At 61.9% G+C, this 20307-nt stretch carries 21 protein-coding genes; 15 read left to right on the top strand and 6 right to left on the bottom strand.

The annotated features are described in order from the left end of the window. The 4 genes from BBX50_RS29885 to BBX50_RS13620 form a co-directional block, all read right to left on the bottom strand. Positions 1-131: porin (locus BBX50_RS29885; protein ID WP_201723516.1), on the bottom strand; the 131-nt coding region annotated here is incomplete at its 3' end. Between the two features lie 490 nt (positions 132-621). Next, positions 622-1032 (bottom strand): DUF983 domain-containing protein, encoded by a 411-nt coding sequence (locus tag BBX50_RS13630; protein ID WP_065775860.1) that lies wholly within the window; start codon positions 1030-1032, stop codon positions 622-624. Positions 1033-1209: 177 nt separating this feature from the next. Beyond that, on the bottom strand, positions 1210-2607 hold the full coding sequence (locus tag BBX50_RS13625; protein ID WP_065775859.1) for a PLP-dependent aminotransferase family protein: 1398 nt from the start codon (positions 2605-2607) through the stop codon (positions 1210-1212). Between the two features lie 104 nt (positions 2608-2711). Further along, a complete protein-coding gene (locus tag BBX50_RS13620) occupies positions 2712-3329 on the bottom strand; it encodes a LysE family transporter (protein WP_065775858.1) in 618 nt (205 codons plus the stop codon). Between the two features lie 63 nt (positions 3330-3392). Here BBX50_RS13620 and BBX50_RS13615 point away from each other — a divergent pair, with 63 nt between their 5' ends. Both BBX50_RS13615 and BBX50_RS13610 read left to right on the top strand, forming a co-directional pair. Further along, entirely contained in the window at positions 3393-4322 is a 930-nt protein-coding gene (locus BBX50_RS13615; protein ID WP_065775857.1) for a LysR substrate-binding domain-containing protein, read from the top strand. Between the two features lie 282 nt (positions 4323-4604). Continuing rightward, positions 4605-5252, top strand: a complete 648-nt coding sequence (locus BBX50_RS13610) for a pentapeptide repeat-containing protein (protein WP_244513154.1) — start codon at positions 4605-4607, stop codon at positions 5250-5252. A 57-nt stretch (positions 5253-5309) separates the two neighbouring features. Here BBX50_RS13610 and BBX50_RS13605 read toward each other — a convergent pair whose 3' ends face one another. After that, complete coding sequence (locus BBX50_RS13605) at positions 5310-5885, bottom strand: nucleoside 2-deoxyribosyltransferase (RefSeq protein ID WP_065775856.1); 576 nt, start codon at positions 5883-5885, stop codon at positions 5310-5312. A gap of 213 nt (positions 5886-6098) precedes the next feature. Here BBX50_RS13605 and BBX50_RS13600 point away from each other — a divergent pair, with 213 nt between their 5' ends. Then, positions 6099-6548: an acyl-CoA thioesterase gene (locus BBX50_RS13600; RefSeq protein WP_065775855.1), complete on the top strand. Its 450-nt coding sequence runs from the start codon at positions 6099-6101 to the stop codon at positions 6546-6548. On the opposite strand, the gene BBX50_RS13595 is transcribed toward BBX50_RS13600, so the two are convergent. After that, a complete protein-coding gene (locus BBX50_RS13595; RefSeq protein WP_065775854.1) occupies positions 6536-7495 on the bottom strand; it encodes a LysR family transcriptional regulator in 960 nt (319 codons plus the stop codon). The genes BBX50_RS13600 and BBX50_RS13595 overlap by 13 nt on opposite strands. A gap of 139 nt (positions 7496-7634) precedes the next feature. Between BBX50_RS13595 and BBX50_RS13590 the strand changes: the two genes are divergently transcribed. The 12 genes from BBX50_RS13590 to BBX50_RS13535 all read left to right on the top strand — a co-directional run bounded on the left by BBX50_RS13590 (position 7635) and on the right by BBX50_RS13535 (position 20307). Next, on the top strand, positions 7635-8417 hold the full coding sequence (locus tag BBX50_RS13590) for an ABC transporter substrate-binding protein (protein ID WP_065775853.1): 783 nt from the start codon (positions 7635-7637) through the stop codon (positions 8415-8417). A 78-nt stretch (positions 8418-8495) separates the two neighbouring features. Further along, positions 8496-9143, top strand: coding sequence for an amino acid ABC transporter permease (locus tag BBX50_RS13585; RefSeq protein WP_065775852.1), 648 nt, complete (start codon positions 8496-8498; stop codon positions 9141-9143). Between the two features lie 14 nt (positions 9144-9157). Continuing rightward, complete coding sequence (locus tag BBX50_RS13580; RefSeq protein ID WP_065775851.1) at positions 9158-9817, top strand: amino acid ABC transporter permease; 660 nt, start codon at positions 9158-9160, stop codon at positions 9815-9817. Next, positions 9814-10578, top strand: coding sequence for an amino acid ABC transporter ATP-binding protein (locus BBX50_RS13575; protein WP_065775850.1), 765 nt, complete (start codon positions 9814-9816; stop codon positions 10576-10578). Before BBX50_RS13580 ends, BBX50_RS13575 begins: the two co-directional genes overlap by 4 nt. Before the next feature lie 11 nt (positions 10579-10589). Beyond that, positions 10590-12224 carry a N,N-dimethylformamidase beta subunit family domain-containing protein gene (locus tag BBX50_RS13570; RefSeq protein ID WP_065775871.1) on the top strand — a complete coding sequence of 545 codons (1635 nt, stop codon included), beginning with the start codon at positions 10590-10592 and terminating at the stop codon, positions 12222-12224. 12 nt (positions 12225-12236) lie between these two features. Continuing rightward, positions 12237-13604 (top strand): aspartate aminotransferase family protein, encoded by a 1368-nt coding sequence (locus BBX50_RS13565; RefSeq protein WP_065775849.1) that lies wholly within the window; start codon positions 12237-12239, stop codon positions 13602-13604. A gap of 10 nt (positions 13605-13614) precedes the next feature. Beyond that, positions 13615-14559 carry a 3-keto-5-aminohexanoate cleavage protein gene (locus tag BBX50_RS13560; protein WP_065775848.1) on the top strand — a complete coding sequence of 315 codons (945 nt, stop codon included), beginning with the start codon at positions 13615-13617 and terminating at the stop codon, positions 14557-14559. 163 nt (positions 14560-14722) lie between these two features. Continuing rightward, positions 14723-15232 (top strand): GNAT family N-acetyltransferase, encoded by a 510-nt coding sequence (locus BBX50_RS13555; RefSeq protein ID WP_065775847.1) that lies wholly within the window; start codon positions 14723-14725, stop codon positions 15230-15232. 13 nt (positions 15233-15245) lie between these two features. After that, on the top strand, positions 15246-16271 hold the full coding sequence (locus tag BBX50_RS13550) for a histone deacetylase family protein (RefSeq protein ID WP_065775846.1): 1026 nt from the start codon (positions 15246-15248) through the stop codon (positions 16269-16271). A 482-nt stretch (positions 16272-16753) separates the two neighbouring features. After that, on the top strand, positions 16754-18316 hold the full coding sequence (locus BBX50_RS13545) for an ABC transporter substrate-binding protein (RefSeq protein WP_065775845.1): 1563 nt from the start codon (positions 16754-16756) through the stop codon (positions 18314-18316). 58 nt (positions 18317-18374) lie between these two features. Beyond that, the gene (locus BBX50_RS13540) at positions 18375-19346 is read left to right on the top strand and encodes an ABC transporter permease (protein ID WP_065775844.1); all 972 of its coding nucleotides are present in this window, start codon (positions 18375-18377) and stop codon (positions 19344-19346) included. Positions 19347-19356: 10 nt separating this feature from the next. Then, positions 19357-20307 (top strand): ABC transporter permease, encoded by a 951-nt coding sequence (locus BBX50_RS13535; protein ID WP_065775843.1) that lies wholly within the window; start codon positions 19357-19359, stop codon positions 20305-20307.

Raw genomic sequence — 20307 nt, 5'->3', positions numbered from 1 at the left:
CCGAAAGCGTCGCAAACGCGAACGTATTCCATGGGCTCCGGCTCGGCTGCGACGATGGCGTCGGCTGCCTGTGCGCCGGATACTGCTGCGAGAGCAGCAGCGGAGCCGAGAAGAAGGCTTTTGATGTTCATGCGGTCGATCTCTCTATGGTTGTCAAGGTCAACAAGGCCCGACCCTGGATGTCCCCCAGAGAATCATCGGCTGCCTCGCTCGCGCTGCGACGAAAGAACCGTCCGACTAACTTGCCGGCGGGCAGCGGCGACACCGCTACCAGTGCAAAACGACAGCTATGTAACAAATTTGTTTCGAGAACCCCTAAAAAGGCATTGATATAAACTGTTGCAAATTGGCAACTAACATAAATTGCTAAAATACAGGGGCAGATTTCGGGATAGTAATATTTACGAACAATATTACGGAGGCGAGATACTTATGAAAAAGCGCCTCATAAAAACTTCACAATTCGCACATTGACGACGAAATTGCTCCATTTTACTTAGTATCGGCCTTTGAGAAGAGAGGCTTCCGGTGAAGGCGCCGTCAACTATCAACAGTTGGCGGCGCAGTTGCTTTTTAGGGGTAATCGACGAGCGCATGTCGCTGGAGTGGTGTGCGTGGATCTTACTGCGTTGTTGCGACGGGTGGCTCGATGCTACGCCTTGCGACTTTGCCTTCCTCGGCCTTGTAGAAGAACTGACTTGAGACGAGCCAGCCCTTCAAGGGGCGAAGGGGTGGAATGCAGGTCAACAACATGAAGGGGCCGGTGACGAGCAGATGCACCCAAAGCGGTGCGCTATATTGGACCTCGAGCCAGACGCCGAGAAAAACACTGGGCACGCAGGCAAAGCAGATCACGAAGAAAGCGGGGCCGTCAGCCGGATCGGCGAAAGAATAGTCGAGGCCGCAGACTTCGCATTCCTTGCGCATCTTCAGAAAGCCATTGAACAGATGACCTTGCCCGCAGCGCGGGCAGCGACCGCGAAGGCCGGTCTGCATCGGCGGGATGGGCGGCCATTCGTTATCCGAAGACATTTTTCGTTCCTTTCAGGCGTGCTGGTCGGCGCTCGCGCTTGGCGCCGATATTGCCTGGGTCCGCGGTCTGCCTTTTCGTGGCGCCGCCTCAGGCTTGCGGAGATTAAGCGCCGAAAAACATACATTGTCAATTTATTGTATGCATACATTCCTGCGACAATTTCGCCCGATGCTCGCTCAGACGACGAGGCTGGACGCAACTGGAGACTGGCGGATGAGGTCTGTGATGGTCAAAAGGCTGCGCCGCAGCTCGGCGTGGGTCGGCGCGGCGCCGAGCCCCAGCCGTACGGCCTCCGTCGGCACGCCGAGCGTGAAAGCGTCGCTCGCCACGACGCTGATGCCGGCGGCCTGTAGTCGCGCGCTGAATTCGCCGCGGGTCCAGGGTTGCGGCAGCTGCAGCCAGACGTGAAATGCGTGCGGATCCGTCCGTGCGAGATTGCCGGCAAGGAGCTCGGCAGCAATCTGCTGTCGCGCCGCCGTCTCGCTGCGTATCTGCGCAAGCACGGCATCCGCCGTTCCATCCTCGATCCAGCGGGCGGCGACGGCGGCGGCGAACGGAGAGGCCATGCCGACGGTTGCGCGGATAGCGCCTTCGATGCGGACCGAGCTGCGACTGTCCGGCACGACGAGATAGGCGATGCGCAAGGCGGGCGAAAGGCACTTGGCGAGACCGCCGATATAATAGACAAGATCGGGCGCCAGCGCCGCCAGCGGGCGCGGCGCCCGTGAGGGAAGGGCGCCATAGGCGTCGTCTTCGATGATCGCCACGCCGTAGCGCCTGGCAATCGTGACGATCGCCTGGCGTCGCTCGAGTGAGAGCGTCGTCGTCGTGGGATTGTGCAGTGTCGGATTGCAATAGAGTGCTTTAGGGGTGTGTCTCGAGCACAGTTCCTCAAACGCTTCGGGAACAAGACCCTCGCCGTCCATGGCGATGCCTTGAAGGCCGATGCCAAGATGCGCCGCGAGCGCGCGCAGGCCAGGATAGGTGATCGCCTCGGCGCAAATCGTCTCGCCCGCCTTTGCCAGGCTGCTGACGGTCGCAAGCAATGCGCCCTGGGCGCCGGCGCAAACCAGCACGCGCTCCGCCGCAATGTCGCCGAGGCGCGACTTGAGCCACGCCGCGCCCGCCGCGCGATTGTGCATGGCTCCGCCAGGCGCCTGATATCGCATCAGCAGTTCGAGCCCGTGTTCGGCCTGCAGCGACGCCACGTCGTCCCAGAGCCTTGCTGCAAGTGTCGGGTCGTTGATCAGAGGCGGCAGATTCATGCTCATGTCGACGATGCCGCCGGCCATCACGCGGGCGACTTTTGCGCGCCGGGCCTTTACGTAGGTACCCTGACCGACCCGGCCGTCGACGAGGCCACGGTGTCGCGCCTCGTTATAGGCGCGGCTGACGGTGGTGAAGTCGATGCCAAGCGCCTCTGCAAGCGAACGTTGCGGCGGCAGCCGCATGCCCTCCGTAAGGCGGCCTTCGTTAATATCGGTGGCGATGGCGTCCGCGATCGCGAGATAGAGTGGCCCGTCCGATTTGCGGATGGAGGGCTGCCATGAAATTTCCAGGCGCTCGTCCTTCATTGCAATACCCCAGCTTGAATTGTATGGATATTGCATGGTTTATCGGTGGCGGGCAAGCACCCATTCTCATCGGTCGGGTCGGCGAGCCGCGACCAAGCGTCGCCTTAGCGCGCCAAGCTCGTGGTTGCCAGCAGGGCGCCGAAGCCGACGAGCAGAGTACCGAAGGCGCGATCGATCCAGTGGCGCAGATCAAGCAGACGGAGCCGCATCGTACCTGAGGAAAAGAACACAGCAACCAAGGCGAACCAGATGACGTGCGCTGCAGCGATGAAGACGCCATACCCGATCTGGACGGACAGAGCGGTCGTGGGCTCAACAACCTGCATGAAGAGGCTGACGACAAAAACCGTTGTCTTTGGGTTGAGCGCGTTGGTCAAAAATCCCATGCGCAGCGCACCGAGGTCGGACAGCGCGGCGATCTCCGCCGATGGGACCACGCCGGCCGGCTTCGCGCACAACATCCGCATTCCGAGCCAGATCAGATAAGCGGCGCCGATGAGCTTCAGGACACCGAAAAGAAGGATCGATTGCTGGATGACGAGACCGACCCCCAGCAGGGTATAGGCGACATGAACACAGACGCCCGCGCCGATCCCAAGTGCCGTCAAAATGCCGGCCCGCCGGGACAGCAAAAGACTGTTGCGGGTGACCATCGCGAAATCAGGGCCAGGGCTGATGACCGCGAGGATGGTAATGGTGATTACAGCTAACAATTCCGTCATTGCTTTTCTCGTTTACTACTCTGATATCACTTGGATACTGCATTCACGCGGCGGGGAATAACGATGATATCTGACGATATCGGTGATCCTGGATCACAGATTGGCACGACGCGACTGCCGGCGTTGGCAGCGCTTCGCTGTTTCGAGGCGGCGGCGAGGTTCGAGAGCTTCAGTCGTGCCGCCGACGCTCTCAACCTGACGCATGGAGCTGTCAGTCGAGCCGTTCGCCTGATTGAGGACGATCTGGGGGTGGCGTTGTTCGATCGGCGGAACCGTCGCGTTTTTCTGACACAGCCCGGAAGGAAGCTCGCCCAGGCGGTGCGCGAAGGCTTCGGTCTGGTCGAGGCTGCCGTGCGCGACATCAGGTCGGAGGCGCGGGCGCCTGCGCTGGTGGTCTCCTGCGAGCCGACCCTTCTGATGCGGTGGCTCATTCCGCGGCTTCCGGATTTCCAGAGGCGCCATCCGGATCTCGCCATACACCTGGTTGCGGGCGGGGGTCCGGTGATGCTGGGGCGCGGGATCGATCTCGCCATCCGGCGCGACGATTTTGTGCCGCCTGAAGGCACTCATGCCGTGCCGCTGTTTCGAGAACGAATCGGACCCGTGTGCCGGGCCGACAAGATCGCTTCGTCTTTCGACCATCTCGATGCAGGTGGATCGGCCCTTTTGCGAAGAGACGCCGTTCTTCTGCATACGCGCACTCGCCCGGACGCATGGGAGACATGGATGCGGCTCACGGATCGCCGCGTGCCGGGCCAGCGCTCCCAGAGCTTCGAGCATTTCTATATCAGCCTTCAGGCGGCGACCGCCGGTATTGGTGTTGCGATCGGGCCGTGGCAGCTCGTCCGAGACGAAATCGACAGTGGCATCCTGGCGGCGCCGCTGGGCTTTGTCGAAGACGGATCGACCTATCATCTGCTTTCGCCGGCCGCCATTGGCATGCACGGGCCGCAGGCGCTGCTGCGTGACTGGCTGTTGGCTGCGGCGATATGAAACGAAGCGCTTTCATTTCTGTTATTTGCATAAAGGGCAGCAACGTCATACGTTTACCAGCGACGCACGTTACAACCGCGATGCCGATCATCGAATGATGTGCGGTCCATCTGAAGTGCAATCGAATAGACCCGCAGGTCCCGGAGCGCCGCCATGAATATCCACAAGACCGAACTCGATCATGGACGTAGCGCACCACGCCTGCCCCTTTTCGTGCGCGAGAAAACCCTGCGGATGATGGGGCTGCTGGTGCCGGTGGTTGCCGCATGCCTTGCTTCGCTGATGGTGCCGACGGCCGGCCGCGCAGCGGCCAACTGCAAGGATTCGGCCGCCGCCGGCGCAGACTGGACCGATTGCAACAAGAAAGCGTTGATGCTTGGCGGCAGTGACCTTCAAGGTGCCAATCTCGTCAGCACGGATTTTACCCTGACGGATCTGCGCGGCGCAAATCTCACGGGCGCCAACCTGGAGAAGGCGACGCTCGTACGTTCGTCCATCGCCGGGGCCACCGCCAGCGGCGCGAACTTCGCGAAGATAGAGGCCTATCGCTGCAATTTTGCGGGGATTTCCGCCGAAAAGGCTTCCTTCGTCAATTCGGAACTGCAACGCGCCAATTTCAGCGGCGCAACGCTGACCGGGGCCAGCTTTGAAAAAGCCGAACTTGGACGGGCGAACTTCGACAAGGCGGAACTCACCGGAACCAGGTTCACCCACGCAAACCTCTCCCGCGCCGACCTCACCAACACCAGTTTTACCGGCCCGATCGATTTCCAGGGCGCCTTCATGTTTCTGACACGCATCGAGGGGGTAAACCTGTCCGAGGCGACGGGCCTCGAACAGGAACAGGTCGATATGACCTGCGGTGACGGTTCGACCAAGTTGCCGGCAGGTCTGAACACACCGGCCGGCTGGCCATGCCCCACCGATTGAGGCTTATTCCGAGAGCAGAGCCTCCTGTGCTGGGCGTCGCGAGCGCGGAACTGCCCTTCAACTCAAGTGCCGCTTGGCGGCAATCGCCAGGCACTCCTTGAAGGCCTCTAGGTTGGTCCAGCGATCGACCTCCGGTACGTCACGCTGAACGAGCGTGCCCTCCCGGCGCAACACGCCGCCGTCCAGCATGAGATTGTCGGCCATGTCGAAGTCCTCGATGCTGAGGCCGTCGGGTCCGGCCATCCGGCCGTCGGGACGGAGAGCCGCCTCGCCGTGGTAATGGTCGTTCAGGATGCGCTCGTAGTAGCTGCGCGCGGTATTGGTATAGGCGTAGACATATTTGCCCCGGCCGCACATGAAGCCAAGCTCGAACACAGTGCCGACGTCGGCGCTGATGCCGCGGAACGGCGTCAGGTTGGCGATGATCATGTCCGATGCCAGCATCATGCCTTCATCGACCGCGTAGATCGCCAGGCCACGCTCATGTTTGGTGCGCGCGGGCGGGATCTCGAGATCGCCTGGAACCAGAGGCGTAAACCCGGCGGCGCGCGCCAGCGCCGCCTTCTCCTTCTGGATTTCGACAGCGTTCGCCAGGAAAACTTCCGGGCCTGCGAGATAGACTTTCACGCTCATTCCTCCATGCAAATAGCCGCGGCAATCTAGGAGAGCGCCGTCGCCGCGCCTAGCCGCAAAAGCAAACAGGTTCATCTCACCGGATTTCTTGCTCTTGCTTCTTCATATGCCTGGCTGAAGGCTCCTACGATGTGGCTTTCGGCCCGACGTGGACAGATCGCTCGGGCATCGGCTATGTCTTGCAACCCATTTTCCCCGTATTCGAGGCCTTCCATGTCCGTCCAAGCATTGACTACCTATGTCGGCGTCGCTCACCCCTGGATGTGCGATACGATGGGCCATATGAACGTGCGCCATTATGCGGCGATGTTCGACGATGCGAGTTTCCAGCTTCTTGGCCACATTGCCGGGGTGGAGACAGCGTCAGAGCAGGGCAGAGGCTGGGCCGACGTGCGCTCGGAGGTCGAATACAAACACGAGACCAGGGCAGGCGCGCTGATCACCATCCGCTCGCGCGTCATCAAGCTCGGGCGTTCGTCGGTGACCTTCGAGCAGATCATGTCCGGTACGCTCAACGGTGTCGTGCATGCGGTCAACCGGACCACGACCGTACGTTTCGATCTTGAGGCACGCGCGGCGATTGCTCTGGAGCCGGAAGCGCGAGGGCGGGCCGAAGCGTTGTTGTCGGGCGGACCGACGTCGCGTCCCGATCACTCGGCGTAGACACGTTCCTCCGCGGGCGTCTCCGCAATCAGCGTCTGCAAGCCGGCGATCAGAGCCTTCTCGGCCCGGTTGATCGCCTTCTCCGGGTTTGTCAGCATGAAGATGTCGATGGCAGGGGGATTGTCATAGGGTGGCAGGCGCCAGAGAAGCCCGTCTGCCACATCCCGGCGGGCGACATGCAGCGGCAGCGAGCCGACGCCGAGACCGGCTAGCGTCATTCGGCGCACCTCTTCGAGGCTGGAGGAGACGCCGACGACGTTGGCATTGAGCTTGGCTTCGCTGCGCAGCAGCGCGACCGGCCGAAGCGCGTCGGCGATATGGTCGGTGTGAAACGACACCGAGGTCTCGCCCTTGAGGTCGGAAAGCTTCAATCCCGCCCGGCCGAAGAGCCGGTGGTGCGGGCCGCAGAAAAAGCCGAAAAACTCCCGGAAGACCATCAGATAGTCGAGAGCAGGATCCCGGACGCTGACGAGGCAAAGGCCGAAGGAGGCGCGCTTCTCCCGGACCTGTCGCGTAACCTCGCCGCTCGGCCCGACATTGATCGTAAGCGTCGCACGCGGATAGCTGCGGTGGAACTCCATCAACGCCCGATCAAAGAGCGGCGAGACCACGTGGCTTGCAACCGCGATCGTGACATGGCCGGTGACGTCGTCGCTCACCCCGCGCACGAGTTGAGGCAGTTGCGAAATCGTGCCGAAGACCTCGACGCTCTGCTCATAGAGCAGCTGTCCGACTTCGGTAAGGTCGAAGCGCGTCGCGTCGCGTTCCACCAGGCGGCGACCGACCCGGTCTTCCAACCGCCGGAGCGCATTGCTGACGCTCGGCTGCTTGAGATTCAGCCGTTCGGCCGCGCGCGTGATGCTTTTCACCTCGGCGATCACTACGAAGGTGCGCAACAGGTTCCAGTCGAGCTCCCAGACGAGCCGTTCCAATCGTGGTGATGCCATTCCTGAAATCTATGCCTTCTATTCCCATTATCTATTTGCGCAATGCTGATGCAGAAGCAATCATGAAATTCGGAAGGCACCCTTTGCCAGCCCCAAGCGCACAAGAAGGCGCCCCATCCAGAGGAACAAGGAACATTTCATGAAGACCCTATTTTCCGGCCTGCTGGCCGCGACGCTGACCCTTGCTGCGACCTTCTCTGCCGTGTCGGCAAAGGCCGATGACCTCGAAAACGTCAAGTCTGCCGGCGAACTGAAGATCGCGATGTCTGGTCAGTACCCACCCTTCAATTTCGTCAACGAGGAAAACCAGGTCGTTGGTTTCGACGCATCGATCGGCCAAGCCATTGCCGAGCGCGTCGGCGTAAAGGGCACACTGGTGACGACCGCCTGGGACGGCATCATCGCCGGTCTGCTCGCCAACAAATACGACACGATCGTCGGCTCGATGACGATCACGCCCGAGCGCGAGAAGGTCGTCGATTTCGTCGGTCCCTATTACCATGCCGGCCGCGCCGTCTTCGTCAGCGAAGCATCTGGTGTCCAGAAGCTCGATGAACTGAAGGGCAAGACGCTGGGCGTAACGCTCGGCGAGACGCACGAAAAGTGGGCGCGCGAGCAGGGCGGCTGGGACGTCCGCACCTATAAGGGCCTGCCGGAACTGCTGATGGAACTGAAGAGCGGCCGCGTCGATGCGATCGTCGTCGACAACATCCCGGTCATGGTCGCCGTGAAAGAAACCGGTGAGAAGGTCCGTCGTCTCGAAACGCCTGATATCGAAGGCGGCAGCGTCGCGATCGGCATCGCCATCCGCAAGAACAATCCGGAACTGAAGGCGGCGATGCAGAAGGCGCTCGAGGGCATGCTGGCCGACGGCTCCTACGAGAAGATCGCCATGCAATGGGTCGGCAGCGACATCCGCTGAACTCCGACGCTTCCCGTCTCTCCGGTCGCCGTTTGAGCCGCGGCCGGAGGTCACAAGTTTGCCTTCCGGAGTTTCCCAATGGACGTTTCGCTGGTGCAACGCGTCTTCCCGTTTTTCGTGGAAGCGGCGTGGATCACGATCGAGATCTCGATACTTGCGCTTGCGCTTGGCCTCGTCGTCGCATTCCTGATATCGGCGGCAAAGATGTCGCGCTCGTTCCTGCTGCGCGCATTCGGCACCGCCTATGTCAGCCTGTTTCGCGGCACGCCCTGCCTGATCCAGCTCTTCGTGCTCTACTTCGGTGGCCCGCAGGTCGGCATCAATCTGGAGCCCTTCGCGGCCGGCGTCATCGGCCTCGGCCTCAACATCGGCGCCTATATGGCCGAATCCATTCGCGGCGCGATTCAGTCGGTGGACCGCGGTCAGACGGAAGCCGCCCGTTCCATCGGCTTCAGCCGGCTTCAGACCATGCGCAAGGTCGTGCTGCCGCAGGCCGCTCGCCTGATGATCCGGCCGCTCGGCGTCAATGCCGTGGCACTGGTCAAGGGTTCAGCACTCGTCTCTACGATCTCCGTGGTCGAACTCACCTACACGGCCCAGCGCTACATCGGCTCAACCTACAAGCCGTTCGAGATCTTCGGCGTCGCCGCCGTGCTCTACATGCTCATCGTCTATGTCGTCGCGCGGATTGTCGATCTGCTTGACCGACGCTACGCCATAGCCTGAGGGGGACACGCCACATGCAAGGTCTCGATTTCAGCGTCGTGCCGCCCTATGCCGATATCCTCTGGATGGGAGTCTGGTGGACGGTCGTTCTGACCATCTCTGCCGCCGCCATCAGCTTCATTTTCGGTATCGTTTTCGCGCTTGTCGTTCTTTATGCCCCGAAAACGGTCGCTCTGCCGGTGCGCGGCTTCATGTGGCTGTTCATGGGCACGCCGCTGCTCCTGCAATTGTTCCTGATCTACTACGGCCTGGGGCAGCTTGGCTTCAAGATCCCGGCGCTGATCGCCGGCATCATCGGCCTCGGCCTGCACTTCGCCGTCTACAATGCCGACATCCTTCGGGCAGGCATTGTCGCAGTTGACACCGGGCAGACGGAAGGCGCGCGCAGTCTCGGCTTCGGACGGATGCAGACGCTGCGCTACTTCATCGTGCCGCAGGCGATCCGCAACACCATTCCCGCCATGGGCAACAACCTGATCGTGCTCCTGAAGGAATCATCTCTCGTCTCGATCATCGGCATTGCCGAACTGGTGCACGCAGCACAGCTCGCGATCAGCGAGACCTTCCGGCCGTTCGAATTCTACATCACGGTCGCCGCTCTCTATTACATCCTCAATCTCGTCCTCGAAGCGGGTCTGCGCCAGGTCGAAAAGAACGTGGAGGTCTCCCGATGACCGCTCAGAAGCCGATGGTCGAAGTCAGGGGCGCCCGCAAGAACTACGGCGCGCTGGAAGTCCTGAAGGGCATCGATCTCTCCGTTGCCCGCGGCCAGATCGTTGCGATCATTGGCCCCAGTGGGTCCGGCAAGAGCACCCTTCTAAGGTCGATCAACCATCTGGAGACGCTGAATGGCGGCGAGGTCTGGCTCGACGGCGTACAGGTGAACCAGAATCTAAAGGCGCAAGCCTTCGAGCGGCACATCAACGCAGTGCGCCAGCAGATGGGCATGGTGTTCCAGCACTTCAATCTGTTTCCGCATCTGACAGTGCTGCAGAACATCACCATGGGACCGATCATCCTGAAGGGCATGGGCAAGGCTGCGGCGCGTGAGCTCGCCATCGAGCTTCTGTCGAAGGTGGGGCTAGCGGATAAGGTCGATGCCTTTCCGTCGCGGCTTTCCGGGGGTCAGAAGCAGCGTGTCGCGATCGCGCGCGCACTCGCCATGCAGCCGAAGGTCATGCTTTTCGACGAAGCGACCTCGGCGCTCGACCCTGAACTGGTCGATGAGGTGAACGCCGTCATGAAGCAGCTCGCGGCCGAGCATATGACCATGCTGATTGTTACTCATGAGATGCGCTTTGCCGGCGAGGTCGCCGATCGCGTGCTGTTCATGGATGGTGGTGTCGTCGTCGAGCAGGGCGCACCAAGCGAGATCTTCCGCCAGCCGACTCAGGAACGCACCCGTGCGTTCCTCAAGAAATACCTGGCAGCGTGATGGGTGCCACGATGGAACACGCCAACCAATACCCCGATTTTGGCCTGACGCCGGAACAGCGCCGCGAAGCGGTGCTCGGTCACTACTACGAATACCCAGGCATGGACGGCGAACGCGGTGAGATCTGGTGCTACACCGACGCCTACGCCTATGCGCCGGGTGCCACCGCGCGGCTGCAGGTGAGTTCGACCGCGCAACGCTTCTCTATCGAGATCGTTCGTGACGGAGCGGTCGAGACGACGGTTCTTGAGCGTGGTGGGCTCGCTGTCTGCTGGCAGGAAACGCCGGACCAATGCTCCGTGCTCGGCTGCGGCTGGGAAACAAGCTTCGAATTCAAGATTGCCGAAGATTGGCCGTCCGGCGCCTATCGCATCACGCTGAGAGCGGAGGGCAGGGACGGCAAACCAATCCATTGCCACCATCTGTTCATTGTCCGGCCGCTCGCCGGCCGCAAGCCGGGCCGCGTGCTGCAGGTCGCCGCTACCGGGTCATGGACCTCGTATAACACCTGGGGTGGCTCCAACCACTACCAGGGCATCACGGGGCCCAACCGCGATCAATATGCGACGACGGTCAGCATCGAGCGCCCCTTCTGCCGCGGCTTCGTCGTGCTACCCGCAGATGCTCCACGCGTGCCGCTGGAGATCTATGCGCCGATGGCTGTCGCCCCGCGCTATCCGCACATGGAATGGGCTTATGCCAACGGGTACTCCAAGAAATACGCCTCCTCCGGCTGGGCAAGCTACGACAGCCACTTCTTCCGTTGGGCGGAACGTCGGGGCTATGCCGTCGACCTCGCGAGCCAGCACGAGCTTCATTTTTATCCCGAGATCCTCGACGGCTACGATTGCGTCGTCTTTGTCGGCCATGACGAATACTGGACCTGGGAGATGCGCGATGCGGTCGACAGCTATGTCGAGCGCGGCGGCCGGGCCGCGCGTTTTGCCGGCAATTTCATGTGGCAGACGCGTCTGGAAGACGGCGGCAAGCGGCAGGTCTGTTACAAATATCGGTCTCGGGCCGAGGATCCGGCCTACCGCTCGGCAGATCCGACGCGCACCAGCGGTTCGTGGGAAGCAGCCGAGATCGGCCGGCCGGGCGCGAAAACGTTCGGGCTCAATGCCACCCGCGGGCTTTACGTCGGCTGGGGCGGCTGCGCGCCGCGCGGCGCCCGCGGCTTCCCGGTCTACCGCCCTGAGCATTGGGCCTTTGCCGGAACGGGTATCTACTATGGTGACATCCTCGGTTCGGAAGGCCATGCCTTCGGCTACGAGGTCGATGGTCTCGACTACATCATCCGCAATGGACTGCCGGAGCCGACCGAAGACAGCGGTGCGCCGGATGGTCTCGAAATCCTCGCGCTCGGCATGTCGTCGCTGAAGGAAGAAAGCGCCGACATTCCCGCCGATGACCAGTTTCTTTCGGACGCCGATGCCAAATTCGTCGCCGAAACGCTGGTCGGCGACAATGGCGCGGCAGCCGTCGAGCGCGTCAAGCGCGGCTGTGGCATGATCGTCAACTTCCCGCGCGGAAAGGGCGAGGTGTTCCACGCCGGCAGCTGCGAATGGGTAGCGGCTCTGAAGCGCGGTGACGCGATGGTCGAGCGCGTCACCGCCAATGTTCTCAATCATTATCTCAATCGCTGACAGAGATTTGCCATGCTCAAGACGACAGCTTCCAACGAACGACCTGCCTCCCATCTCTTCTACCAGTCGCGCCTGCGTCGGCCGCTGGTCGACCGGGCCGAAGGCATCTATCTCTGGGACCAGGACGGGCGCCGGGTAATCGACGGTTCGAGCGGCGCCATGGTGGTCAATATCGGTCACGGCAACCGCAACGTGCTCGACGCGATGAAGAGCCAGATGGATCGCGTCACCTTCGCCTACAGGCTACACTTCGAAAACGAGCCGGCCGAGGAGTTGGCCCGCCGCGCGGCGGAAAAGCTGCCCGAGGGCATGGACAAGATCTTCTTCGTCTCGGGCGGTTCGGAGGCGGTCGAATCCTGCCTGAAGCTCGCGCGGCAATGGGCGGTTGCGACCGGCCAGAAGGATCGCTGGAAGGTGATTTCGCGCTTTCCCTCCTATCATGGCGGCACCCTCGGCGCCTTGGCGGTGACCGGCTACGCCGCGCTCTCCGAGCCATTCTCGCCAATGATGCGCGAAATGCCGAAGGTTCCGGCGCCGACCGCCTATCTCGACCGGGATAACCTGACGATGGAGCAGCGCGGCATCAAATATGCCGACATGCTGGAGGAGAAGATCCTGGCGGAAGGCCCGGAGAGCCTGCTTGCCTTCATCATGGAGCCGATCGGCGGCGCCTCCACCGGTGCGCTGGTGGCGCCGGACAGCTACTATCCGCGCATCCGCGAGATCTGCGACAAATACGGCATCCTTTTGATCCATGACGAAGTCATGAGCGGCGCCGGCCGCACCGGAAAATTCCTCGGCGGCGACCACTGGAATTGCCGGCCGGATCTGATCGCGCTCTCCAAGGGCTTTGCTTCCGGTTATTGCCCGCTCGGCGCCATGGCCGCGCCGTCAAGGATCGTTCAGCCGGTGCTTGATGCCGGCGGCTTCCAGCATGGCTTCACCTATGCCGGCAATCCGCTTGCCTGCGCCGCCGGTCTCGCCGTACTTGACGAAATCGATCGCCTTGGGCTGATCGACAATGCTGCTGCCATGGGCGAAGCGCTGAAGGCGGAGCTCGTGGGGCTCTCCAAGCGCTTCCCGTTCATCGGTGATGTCAGGGGTAAGGGACTGCTGCTCGCAGCCGAGTTCGTTTCCGACCGCGAGACGATGAAGCCTTTGTCGAAGGAACTCAACGCGCATCAGCGCATGGTCGACCTCGCCTACGAGCGTGGCCTGATCATCTATTCCAGGCGCACACGTGGCGGCGTCGAGGGCGACCACTTCCTCGTCTGCCCGCCGATGATCATCACCCGCGAGCAGATTGGCGAGATCGTCGCCATCCTCGGTGAGGTTCTCGACGTGCTTGCCGAAGAACTCAACCTTCCCGTCAACCGCTGAGGGCTGGACCATGACGAAAGCCAAGACATCGCGCAAAGTGATCATCACCTGCGCGGTGACGGGATCGGTACATACACCGACGATGTCGCCTTACCTGCCTGTTACCCCCGACCAGATCGCCTCCGAGGCGATCGCGGCGGCCGAAGCCGGCGCTTCCATCCTGCATCTGCATGCACGAAACCCCGAAGATGGCCGGCCGTCTGCAGACCCGGCGCTGTTCATGCAGTTCCTGCCGCGCATCAAGCAATCGACCGATGCGGTGATAAACATCTCCACCGGCGGCTCATCGCTGATGGCGCTGGAAGACCGGCTTGCTGCTTCCCTGCGCGCCGAACCCGAAATGTGTTCGCTGAACATGGGCTCGATGAATTTTGCGCTGTTTCCAGCGCTCGACAAGCCGACGGAGTGGAAGCACGAATGGGAACCGCAATTGCTTGAAGCAACGCGCGGCTCGATCTTTAAGAACACCTTCGCCGACATGGAGTTCATCCTGACCCGGCTCGGCCAGGGCTGCGGCACGCGCTTCGAGTTCGAATGTTATGACGTCGGCCACCTCTATTCGCTGGCGCATTTCCGCGATCGCGGCCTGGTGTCGGGCCATCTCTTCATCCAGTTCGTCTTCGGCATTCTCGGCGGCATCGGTGCAGATCCGGAGAATCTCACGCACATGAAGCGCATCGCCGACAAACTCTTCGGCGAAGACTACAGCTTCTCGGTGCTGGCCGCCGGCCGCCACCAGATGCCGATGATCACCATGGCTGCCGCCATGGGCGGCAATGTGCGCGTCGGGCTGGAAGACAGTCTTTACAACGGCCGCGGGACGCTTGCGACCAGCAATGCCGAGCAGGTCCACCGGATCCGCACGGTATTGGAAGCACTGTCGCTAGAGGTCGCCACGCCCGCCGAGGCACGCGATCTTCTGGGATTGAAGGGTGGCGACAACGTCGCGTTCTAGAACATCCCGCTCTCAGGTGGATTCACTGAAAGCGGAAAGACGCTCTAGAATCAAAGTGCTAGAGCATCCTTGTGCATTCATCAGAACGCTCGGTGCTCTAATGGCGCAGTCGGCCGCCGCGGCGCGCGCCGGCATGGCCCTGTCAATGAAGGAAGAATAGGTGATGACAGCAGCGGATGATGCTTCGGAGGTTACGATCCGCCCCGGACGGCCGGAGGATGCCGAGGACATGCATCGGGCGATCTTTGCGATGGGGCGCGGACTTGGCATGCAAGCCAAGATCACGAGCACCGTGGAGGATTTTCGCCGCTGCGGTTTCGGGCCTGAGGCCGCCTTCGGGAGCTTCGTCGCGGAAGCCGGCGGCGAATTGGTGGGCCTCTGCCTCTACTTCCCGATTTTTTCCACCTGGCGCGGCCGGCCCGGTGTTTTCGTGCAGGACCTCTATGTTGATGAAGGCCTGCGCGGGCAGGGCATCGGCGAGCGGATGCTGCGCGAGGCAGCAAGCTGGTCGAAGGCGCGAGGCGGCGATTATCTGCGCCTGACCGTCGATGCCGAGAACTTTGCGGCCCAGCGTTTCTACGAACGACTGGGAATAACCTGGCAGAAAGCCGATCACGAACATGCCGCCTATGGCGACGCTTTTCGGGCGCTGGCCGAGGGATTGAACGATTGAGGACGGAGACGAGATGAAAGCCTTCTATGCAGCCGAACAGAAGCGCCACAATCCGAAAGCCTTTCTGTCGAGCGGCGCGCCGCAGCCAAATCCGGAGCAGCCGGAACGGGTCGAGCGGCTTCTCGCCGGCGCTCGCGCTGCAGGTGGCGAAATCCTGCGGCCGCGGGACCACGGGCTCGGCCCGATTGCCGCCGTGCACACGCCGGAATATCTCGACTTTCTCGAGCATATCTACGCGCGCTGGCAGCGTATCGCGGAAGCCTCCGACGAGGTCATTCCGAACATCCATCCGCTGGCTCGCGATGGGCGCTACCCGGCCTCAGCCGTCGGGCAGGCGGGCTACCACATGGCCGATACGGCCTGCCCGATATCCTCAGAGACCTGGGAGAGCGTGCGCTGGAGCGCCTGGAGCGCGGTCGATGCGGCAGATGCGGTAATGGCCGGCGACCGGGCGGCCTATGCGCTCTGCCGGCCGCCGGGCCACCATGCCTTTGCCGATGTTGCCGGCGGTTTCTGCTTCGTCAACAACTCGGCGGTCGCGGCGCAACGCTTCCTTTCAAACTCCCGCCGTGTCGTGATCCTCGATGTCGACCTGCACCATGGAAACGGCACACAAGGCATTTTCTACCAGCGCGCCGATGTGCTCACGATCTCGATCCACGCCGACCCGGTGCGTTTTTACCCGTTCTTCTGGGGGCATGCGGACGAACGCGGCGAGGGGCCGGGCCTCGGTTATAACCTCAACCTGCCGCTCGAACGCAAATCCGGCGACGAGGAATTCCTGGCTGCGCTCGACGTCGCCTTCCGCCGCATCCGCGCCTATGCGCCGGACGCGCTTGTCGTCGCACTCGGCCTCGATGCCTTCGAGGGCGACCCCTTCGGCGGGCTCTCTGTTTCCACGCCCGGTTTTGCCCGGATTGGCGAAACGATCGCGGGCCTCGGTCTTCCGACCGCAATCGTGCAGGAGGGCGGCTATCTCTGCGATGCGCTGTCCGACAATCTGACCGCATTTCTCACGGGCTTCGGCGCGGCGGCATAGCAATTGCGGAGTGAGCCGGTCGTTTGACGACCAAGTGAACGTCCGCACATCTGCGGCCGGCGACGGCGCCGCGCACATTTCGATTTCTTCCAAGATCGGCTGTAGCGCCGCTTCGCCTTCGCTCGGACACGACCTCCGAGAGGTCGAGTAGAAGGCTGCATTTCCGCCAAAACAGTCTGCTTGCCGCATCGCCGGGCAGCCGGTGAGCGCGCTGTTTTTCCGTGTCTGGCGCAGCCTTACGTCCCCTTCACCGGCCTTCGTTCTCGCGCAATGACTGTATCCCAGGCTGCAAACCTGCGTCGAATTTTCGGACAGGGATGGCACCATATCTGCCTCGCCAACGATTTTAAACAATCATGCATACAAAATTGTCGACAAAATAGTTGACATTGTCGCCGACAGCTTCAAATCTAGGGCGGCTTGCTCACGAGTGGGCGAGAGCGCCGGAATAGGGCGACTGACGAGATAACAGAGGGAACGACATGAAACTGAGAAAGCATCTCCTCGCGGGGCTGGCATTTGCCTTTCTCGCATCCTCCGCATCCGCGGAAACGCTGCGCTGGGGAAGCCCGCGGGATATCTTCTCGCTCGACCCCTATTCCTACGGCAGCACCTCGAACCTGGCCTTCCTCAACCACGTTTATGAAGGCCTGACGCGCTATACGCCGGAGTTCAAGGTCGAGCCGGCGCTCGCGACCAGCTGGGAGATGGTTTCGGAAAAAGTCTGGCGGTTCCATCTGCGCAAGGGTGTGAAGTTCCAGAACGGCGCTGATTTCAACGCCGACGACGTCGTTGCCTCCATGGCCCGCGTCAGCCACCCGACCTCGCCGCTGCGCGGCAACATCCCGGCCTATGTCTCGACCACCAAGGTCGACGACTATACGGTCGACATCGAAGTCAATTCGCCGAACCCGCTTTTCCTCAACGACATGACCAACATCTTCATGTTCGACAAGGATTGGCTGGTCGACAACAAGTCCGAGCTTCCGACCGATGTCGGCGCCAAGGTCGAGGGTTTCGCCACCTACAACACCAATGGCACCGGCCCGTTCAAGGTCGAGTCCCGCGTTCCCGACAGCAAGACCGTGCTGATCAAGAATGACGGTTGGTGGGATACGCCCAAGCATAATCTCGACCGCATCGAATTCATGCCGATCACCTCGGCCGCAACCCGCGTCGCAGCACTGCTTTCCGGCGAGATCGACCTCACCGATGGCGCGCCGGTACAGGATCTGGAGCGCCTGAAAAGCTCACCGGACCTCAAGGTGGTCGAGCGCACCGATCTGCGCACCGTGCACATGGTCTTCAACCGTCACGAGACCTTCGCCGACGGTCGCGAGAACTTCTTCAACAATATCAAGGTGCGCCAGGCGATCGACCATGCGATCGACCGCCAGCTCATCTTCAAGCGCGTGATGCGCGGCAAGTCGCATGTCGCCGGCACCATGGTCGCGCCCGAGATCCCCGGCTACAGCGCCGAGCTCGACGTGCCGACCGCCTACGATCCGGAACTCTCCAAGAAGCTGCTCGAAGAGGCCGGCGCCGTCGGCAAGGAGTTCACGCTCGTCTGCATGAACGACGAGAGCGTCAACGAGGAAGACGTCTGCAGTGCGCTGGTTTCGATGCTGTCGCGCGTTGGCCTCAAGCCGACCCTCGACATCGGCCCGCGCGCCGTGCAGGCGCCGAAGCGCGCCGGCGGCAAGTCCGACGCCTACATGATCGGCTGGGCCAACGAGCCGACGCTCGATGCCTATTCGATCCTGGTTCAGGTTCTCTCGACCCGCGAAGGTGCGGCCGGTGTCGCCAACTACGGTGGCTGGTCCTATCCGGAACTCGACGCCATGGTGAAGAAGGCGGCACTGGAGATGGATCACGACAAGCGTCTGGCGATCGAAACCGAAGCGCTGAAGTTCGCCAAGGATGAGGTCATCATGATCCCGTTGCACCAGCAGCCAATGGCCTGGGCGATGTCGAAGAACGTCACGGACGTGATCATTCGGGCCGACAACAAGCCGCGCCACTGGCTGACCCGTATCGGCGATTGAGTTTCCTTGCCCCGGCAGAGTTTGCTCTGCCGGGCCTTCTCATTCAGCGAGAAACCCAATGATTGTCTTTCTCATCAAGCGGTTGGCCAATGCCGTGCTGGTCATGCTTGCCGTAGCACTGCTCGCCTTCCTGATCTTCCGCTTCGCCGGCGATCCGGTCGAGCTGATGGCCAACGAGCAGATGTCGCAGGCCGACCGTATCGAGCTGCGCGAAAAGCTCGGGCTCAACGATTCATTCCTCACCCAGTTCGGCCGCTTCGTCGGCAACGCCGCCCAGGGTGATTTCGGTATCAGCTACCGTAACGGCCAGGACGTGATGAAGCTCATTGCCGAGCGCTTCCCGGCAACGATGGAGCTGGCGCTGGTCGCAACCGTCCTGTCGCTCCTGATCGGCCTTCCGCTTGGCGTCCTGACCGCGATCCACCGAGGGCGATGGTATTCCGAGGGGTTGCAATTCGTCAGTATCATCGGCGTCTCCTTGCCGAGCTTCGTCGTCGGCATCCTCTTGATCCTCGTCTTTGCCGTGACGCTCGGCCTCGTCCCCGCCTTTGGCCGCGGTGATGTCGTGCAGTTCGGCTGGTGGAGCACCGGTTTGCTGACCGCCTCGGGTCGCGCGTCGCTGCTTCTGCCATCTCTTGCACTCGCGCTCTACCAGATCACCCTGGTCATGCGCCTCGTGCGCGCCGAGATGATGGAGGTTCTGCGGTCCGACTTCGTCAAGTTCGCCCGTGCCCGCGGTGTGCCGCGCTGGCGAATCTATTTCCGCCATGCGCTCCGCAACTGTCTCATGCCGGTTGTCACCATGACGGCGATGAATTTCGGCTCGCTGATCGCCTTCGCGCTGATCACCGAAACCGTCTTTCAGTGGCCGGGCATGGGCATGCTCTTCATCCAGGCGGTGACCTTCCTCGATATGCCAGTCATGGCGGGGTATCTCTGCATCGTCTCCTTCATCTTCGTCACGCTCAATACGCTGGTCGACATCGCCTATGCGGTCATCGATCCGCGGTTGCGCGATGCCACCCGCTGAGGTCGCTGTCATGACAGATCACGTCCAGCAAACCACACCGCCCCGCCGGCCATCCCGGCTTGCTCGCTGGCGCCAGAGCGATCTCTGGTGGTCCTTTACCCACAAGCCATCGGCGATCATCGGGGCGGTCATCCTCACTTTCCTGATCGTAACCGCCTTTGCCGCACCGCTGATTGCGCCGCAGAACCCTTTCGATCCGGCCCAGCTCGAACTCTGGAATTCCGAGTTGCCGCCGATCTGGGAGGCCGACGGCCAATGGCCCTACGTGCTCGGCACGGACACGCAAGGCCGCGACATGCTTTCGGCCATCCTCTATGGCTCGCGCATCTCGATCCTGATCGGCGTCGCCTCGGTGGTCCTTTCACTGGCCGTCGGTCTGAGCCTCGGCCTCGTCGCCGGCTATTTCGGCCGCTTCATCGATAACCTGCTGATGCGCATCGGCGATGTGCTTCTGTCGATCCCGACGATCCTCATCGCCATCCTCGTCAGCGCTGTCGCGCGCCAGATGCTGCCGCCGGAACTGAGGGACGTCGGCTCCGCCGCCGTTCTGGTGCTGGCGATCACGCTCAGCGCCTGGGTGCAGTACGCACGCACCGTGCGCGCCCAGACGATCGTCGAACGCGGCAAGGAGTATGTTCAGGCCGCGCGCCTTCTGAAAACGCCGGCACGGCGCATCATGCTGAAGCACATTCTGCCGAACACGCTGACGCCGATCCTGGTCGCCGCGACCTTGAACTTCGGCATGGCGATCCTGACGGAGGCGACGCTTTCCTTCCTCGGCATCGGCATGCCGCCGAGCCAGCCGAGTCTGGGAACGCTGATCCGCCTCGGCAACCAGTTCCTGTTCTCGGGCGTATGGTGGGTCGTGCTCTTCCCAGTCGTCCAGCTTTGCCTTCTCGTGGTCTCGGTCAACCTGCTCGGTGACTGGCTGCGCGATGCGCTCAATCCGAAATTGAGGTGA

Source organism: Ensifer sp. LC11 (genome assembly GCF_001695835.1).
Lineage (GTDB): Bacteria > Pseudomonadota > Alphaproteobacteria > Rhizobiales > Rhizobiaceae > Ensifer.
The sequence above is the reverse complement of the archived record's forward strand: the minus strand, read 5'-3'. Positions and strand labels throughout refer to the sequence as shown.

Excerpts from the sequence above, each read along its gene's own strand:
- BBX50_RS13630 (WP_065775860.1), bottom strand. The coding sequence starts at position 1,032 with ATGTCTTCGGATAACGAATGGCCGCCCATCCCGCCGATGCAGACCGGC.
- BBX50_RS13625 (WP_065775859.1), bottom strand. The coding sequence starts at position 2,607 with ATGAAGGACGAGCGCCTGGAAATTTCATGGCAGCCCTCCATCCGCAAA.
- BBX50_RS13620 (WP_065775858.1), bottom strand. The coding sequence starts at position 3,329 with ATGACGGAATTGTTAGCTGTAATCACCATTACCATCCTCGCGGTCATC.
- BBX50_RS13615 (WP_065775857.1), top strand. The coding sequence starts at position 3,393 with ATGATATCTGACGATATCGGTGATCCTGGATCACAGATTGGCACGACG.
- BBX50_RS13610 (WP_244513154.1), top strand. The coding sequence starts at position 4,605 with ATGGTGCCGACGGCCGGCCGCGCAGCGGCCAACTGCAAGGATTCGGCC.
- BBX50_RS13605 (WP_065775856.1), bottom strand. The coding sequence starts at position 5,885 with ATGAGCGTGAAAGTCTATCTCGCAGGCCCGGAAGTTTTCCTGGCGAAC.
- BBX50_RS13600 (WP_065775855.1), top strand. The coding sequence starts at position 6,099 with ATGTCCGTCCAAGCATTGACTACCTATGTCGGCGTCGCTCACCCCTGG.
- BBX50_RS13595 (WP_065775854.1), bottom strand. The coding sequence starts at position 7,495 with ATGGCATCACCACGATTGGAACGGCTCGTCTGGGAGCTCGACTGGAAC.
- BBX50_RS13590 (WP_065775853.1), top strand. The coding sequence starts at position 7,635 with ATGAAGACCCTATTTTCCGGCCTGCTGGCCGCGACGCTGACCCTTGCT.
- BBX50_RS13585 (WP_065775852.1), top strand. The coding sequence starts at position 8,496 with ATGGACGTTTCGCTGGTGCAACGCGTCTTCCCGTTTTTCGTGGAAGCG.
- BBX50_RS13580 (WP_065775851.1), top strand. The coding sequence starts at position 9,158 with ATGCAAGGTCTCGATTTCAGCGTCGTGCCGCCCTATGCCGATATCCTC.
- BBX50_RS13575 (WP_065775850.1), top strand. The coding sequence starts at position 9,814 with ATGACCGCTCAGAAGCCGATGGTCGAAGTCAGGGGCGCCCGCAAGAAC.
- BBX50_RS13570 (WP_065775871.1), top strand. The coding sequence starts at position 10,590 with ATGGAACACGCCAACCAATACCCCGATTTTGGCCTGACGCCGGAACAG.
- BBX50_RS13565 (WP_065775849.1), top strand. The coding sequence starts at position 12,237 with ATGCTCAAGACGACAGCTTCCAACGAACGACCTGCCTCCCATCTCTTC.
- BBX50_RS13560 (WP_065775848.1), top strand. The coding sequence starts at position 13,615 with ATGACGAAAGCCAAGACATCGCGCAAAGTGATCATCACCTGCGCGGTG.
- BBX50_RS13555 (WP_065775847.1), top strand. The coding sequence starts at position 14,723 with ATGACAGCAGCGGATGATGCTTCGGAGGTTACGATCCGCCCCGGACGG.
- BBX50_RS13550 (WP_065775846.1), top strand. The coding sequence starts at position 15,246 with ATGAAAGCCTTCTATGCAGCCGAACAGAAGCGCCACAATCCGAAAGCC.
- BBX50_RS13545 (WP_065775845.1), top strand. The coding sequence starts at position 16,754 with ATGAAACTGAGAAAGCATCTCCTCGCGGGGCTGGCATTTGCCTTTCTC.
- BBX50_RS13540 (WP_065775844.1), top strand. The coding sequence starts at position 18,375 with ATGATTGTCTTTCTCATCAAGCGGTTGGCCAATGCCGTGCTGGTCATG.
- BBX50_RS13535 (WP_065775843.1), top strand. The coding sequence starts at position 19,357 with ATGACAGATCACGTCCAGCAAACCACACCGCCCCGCCGGCCATCCCGG.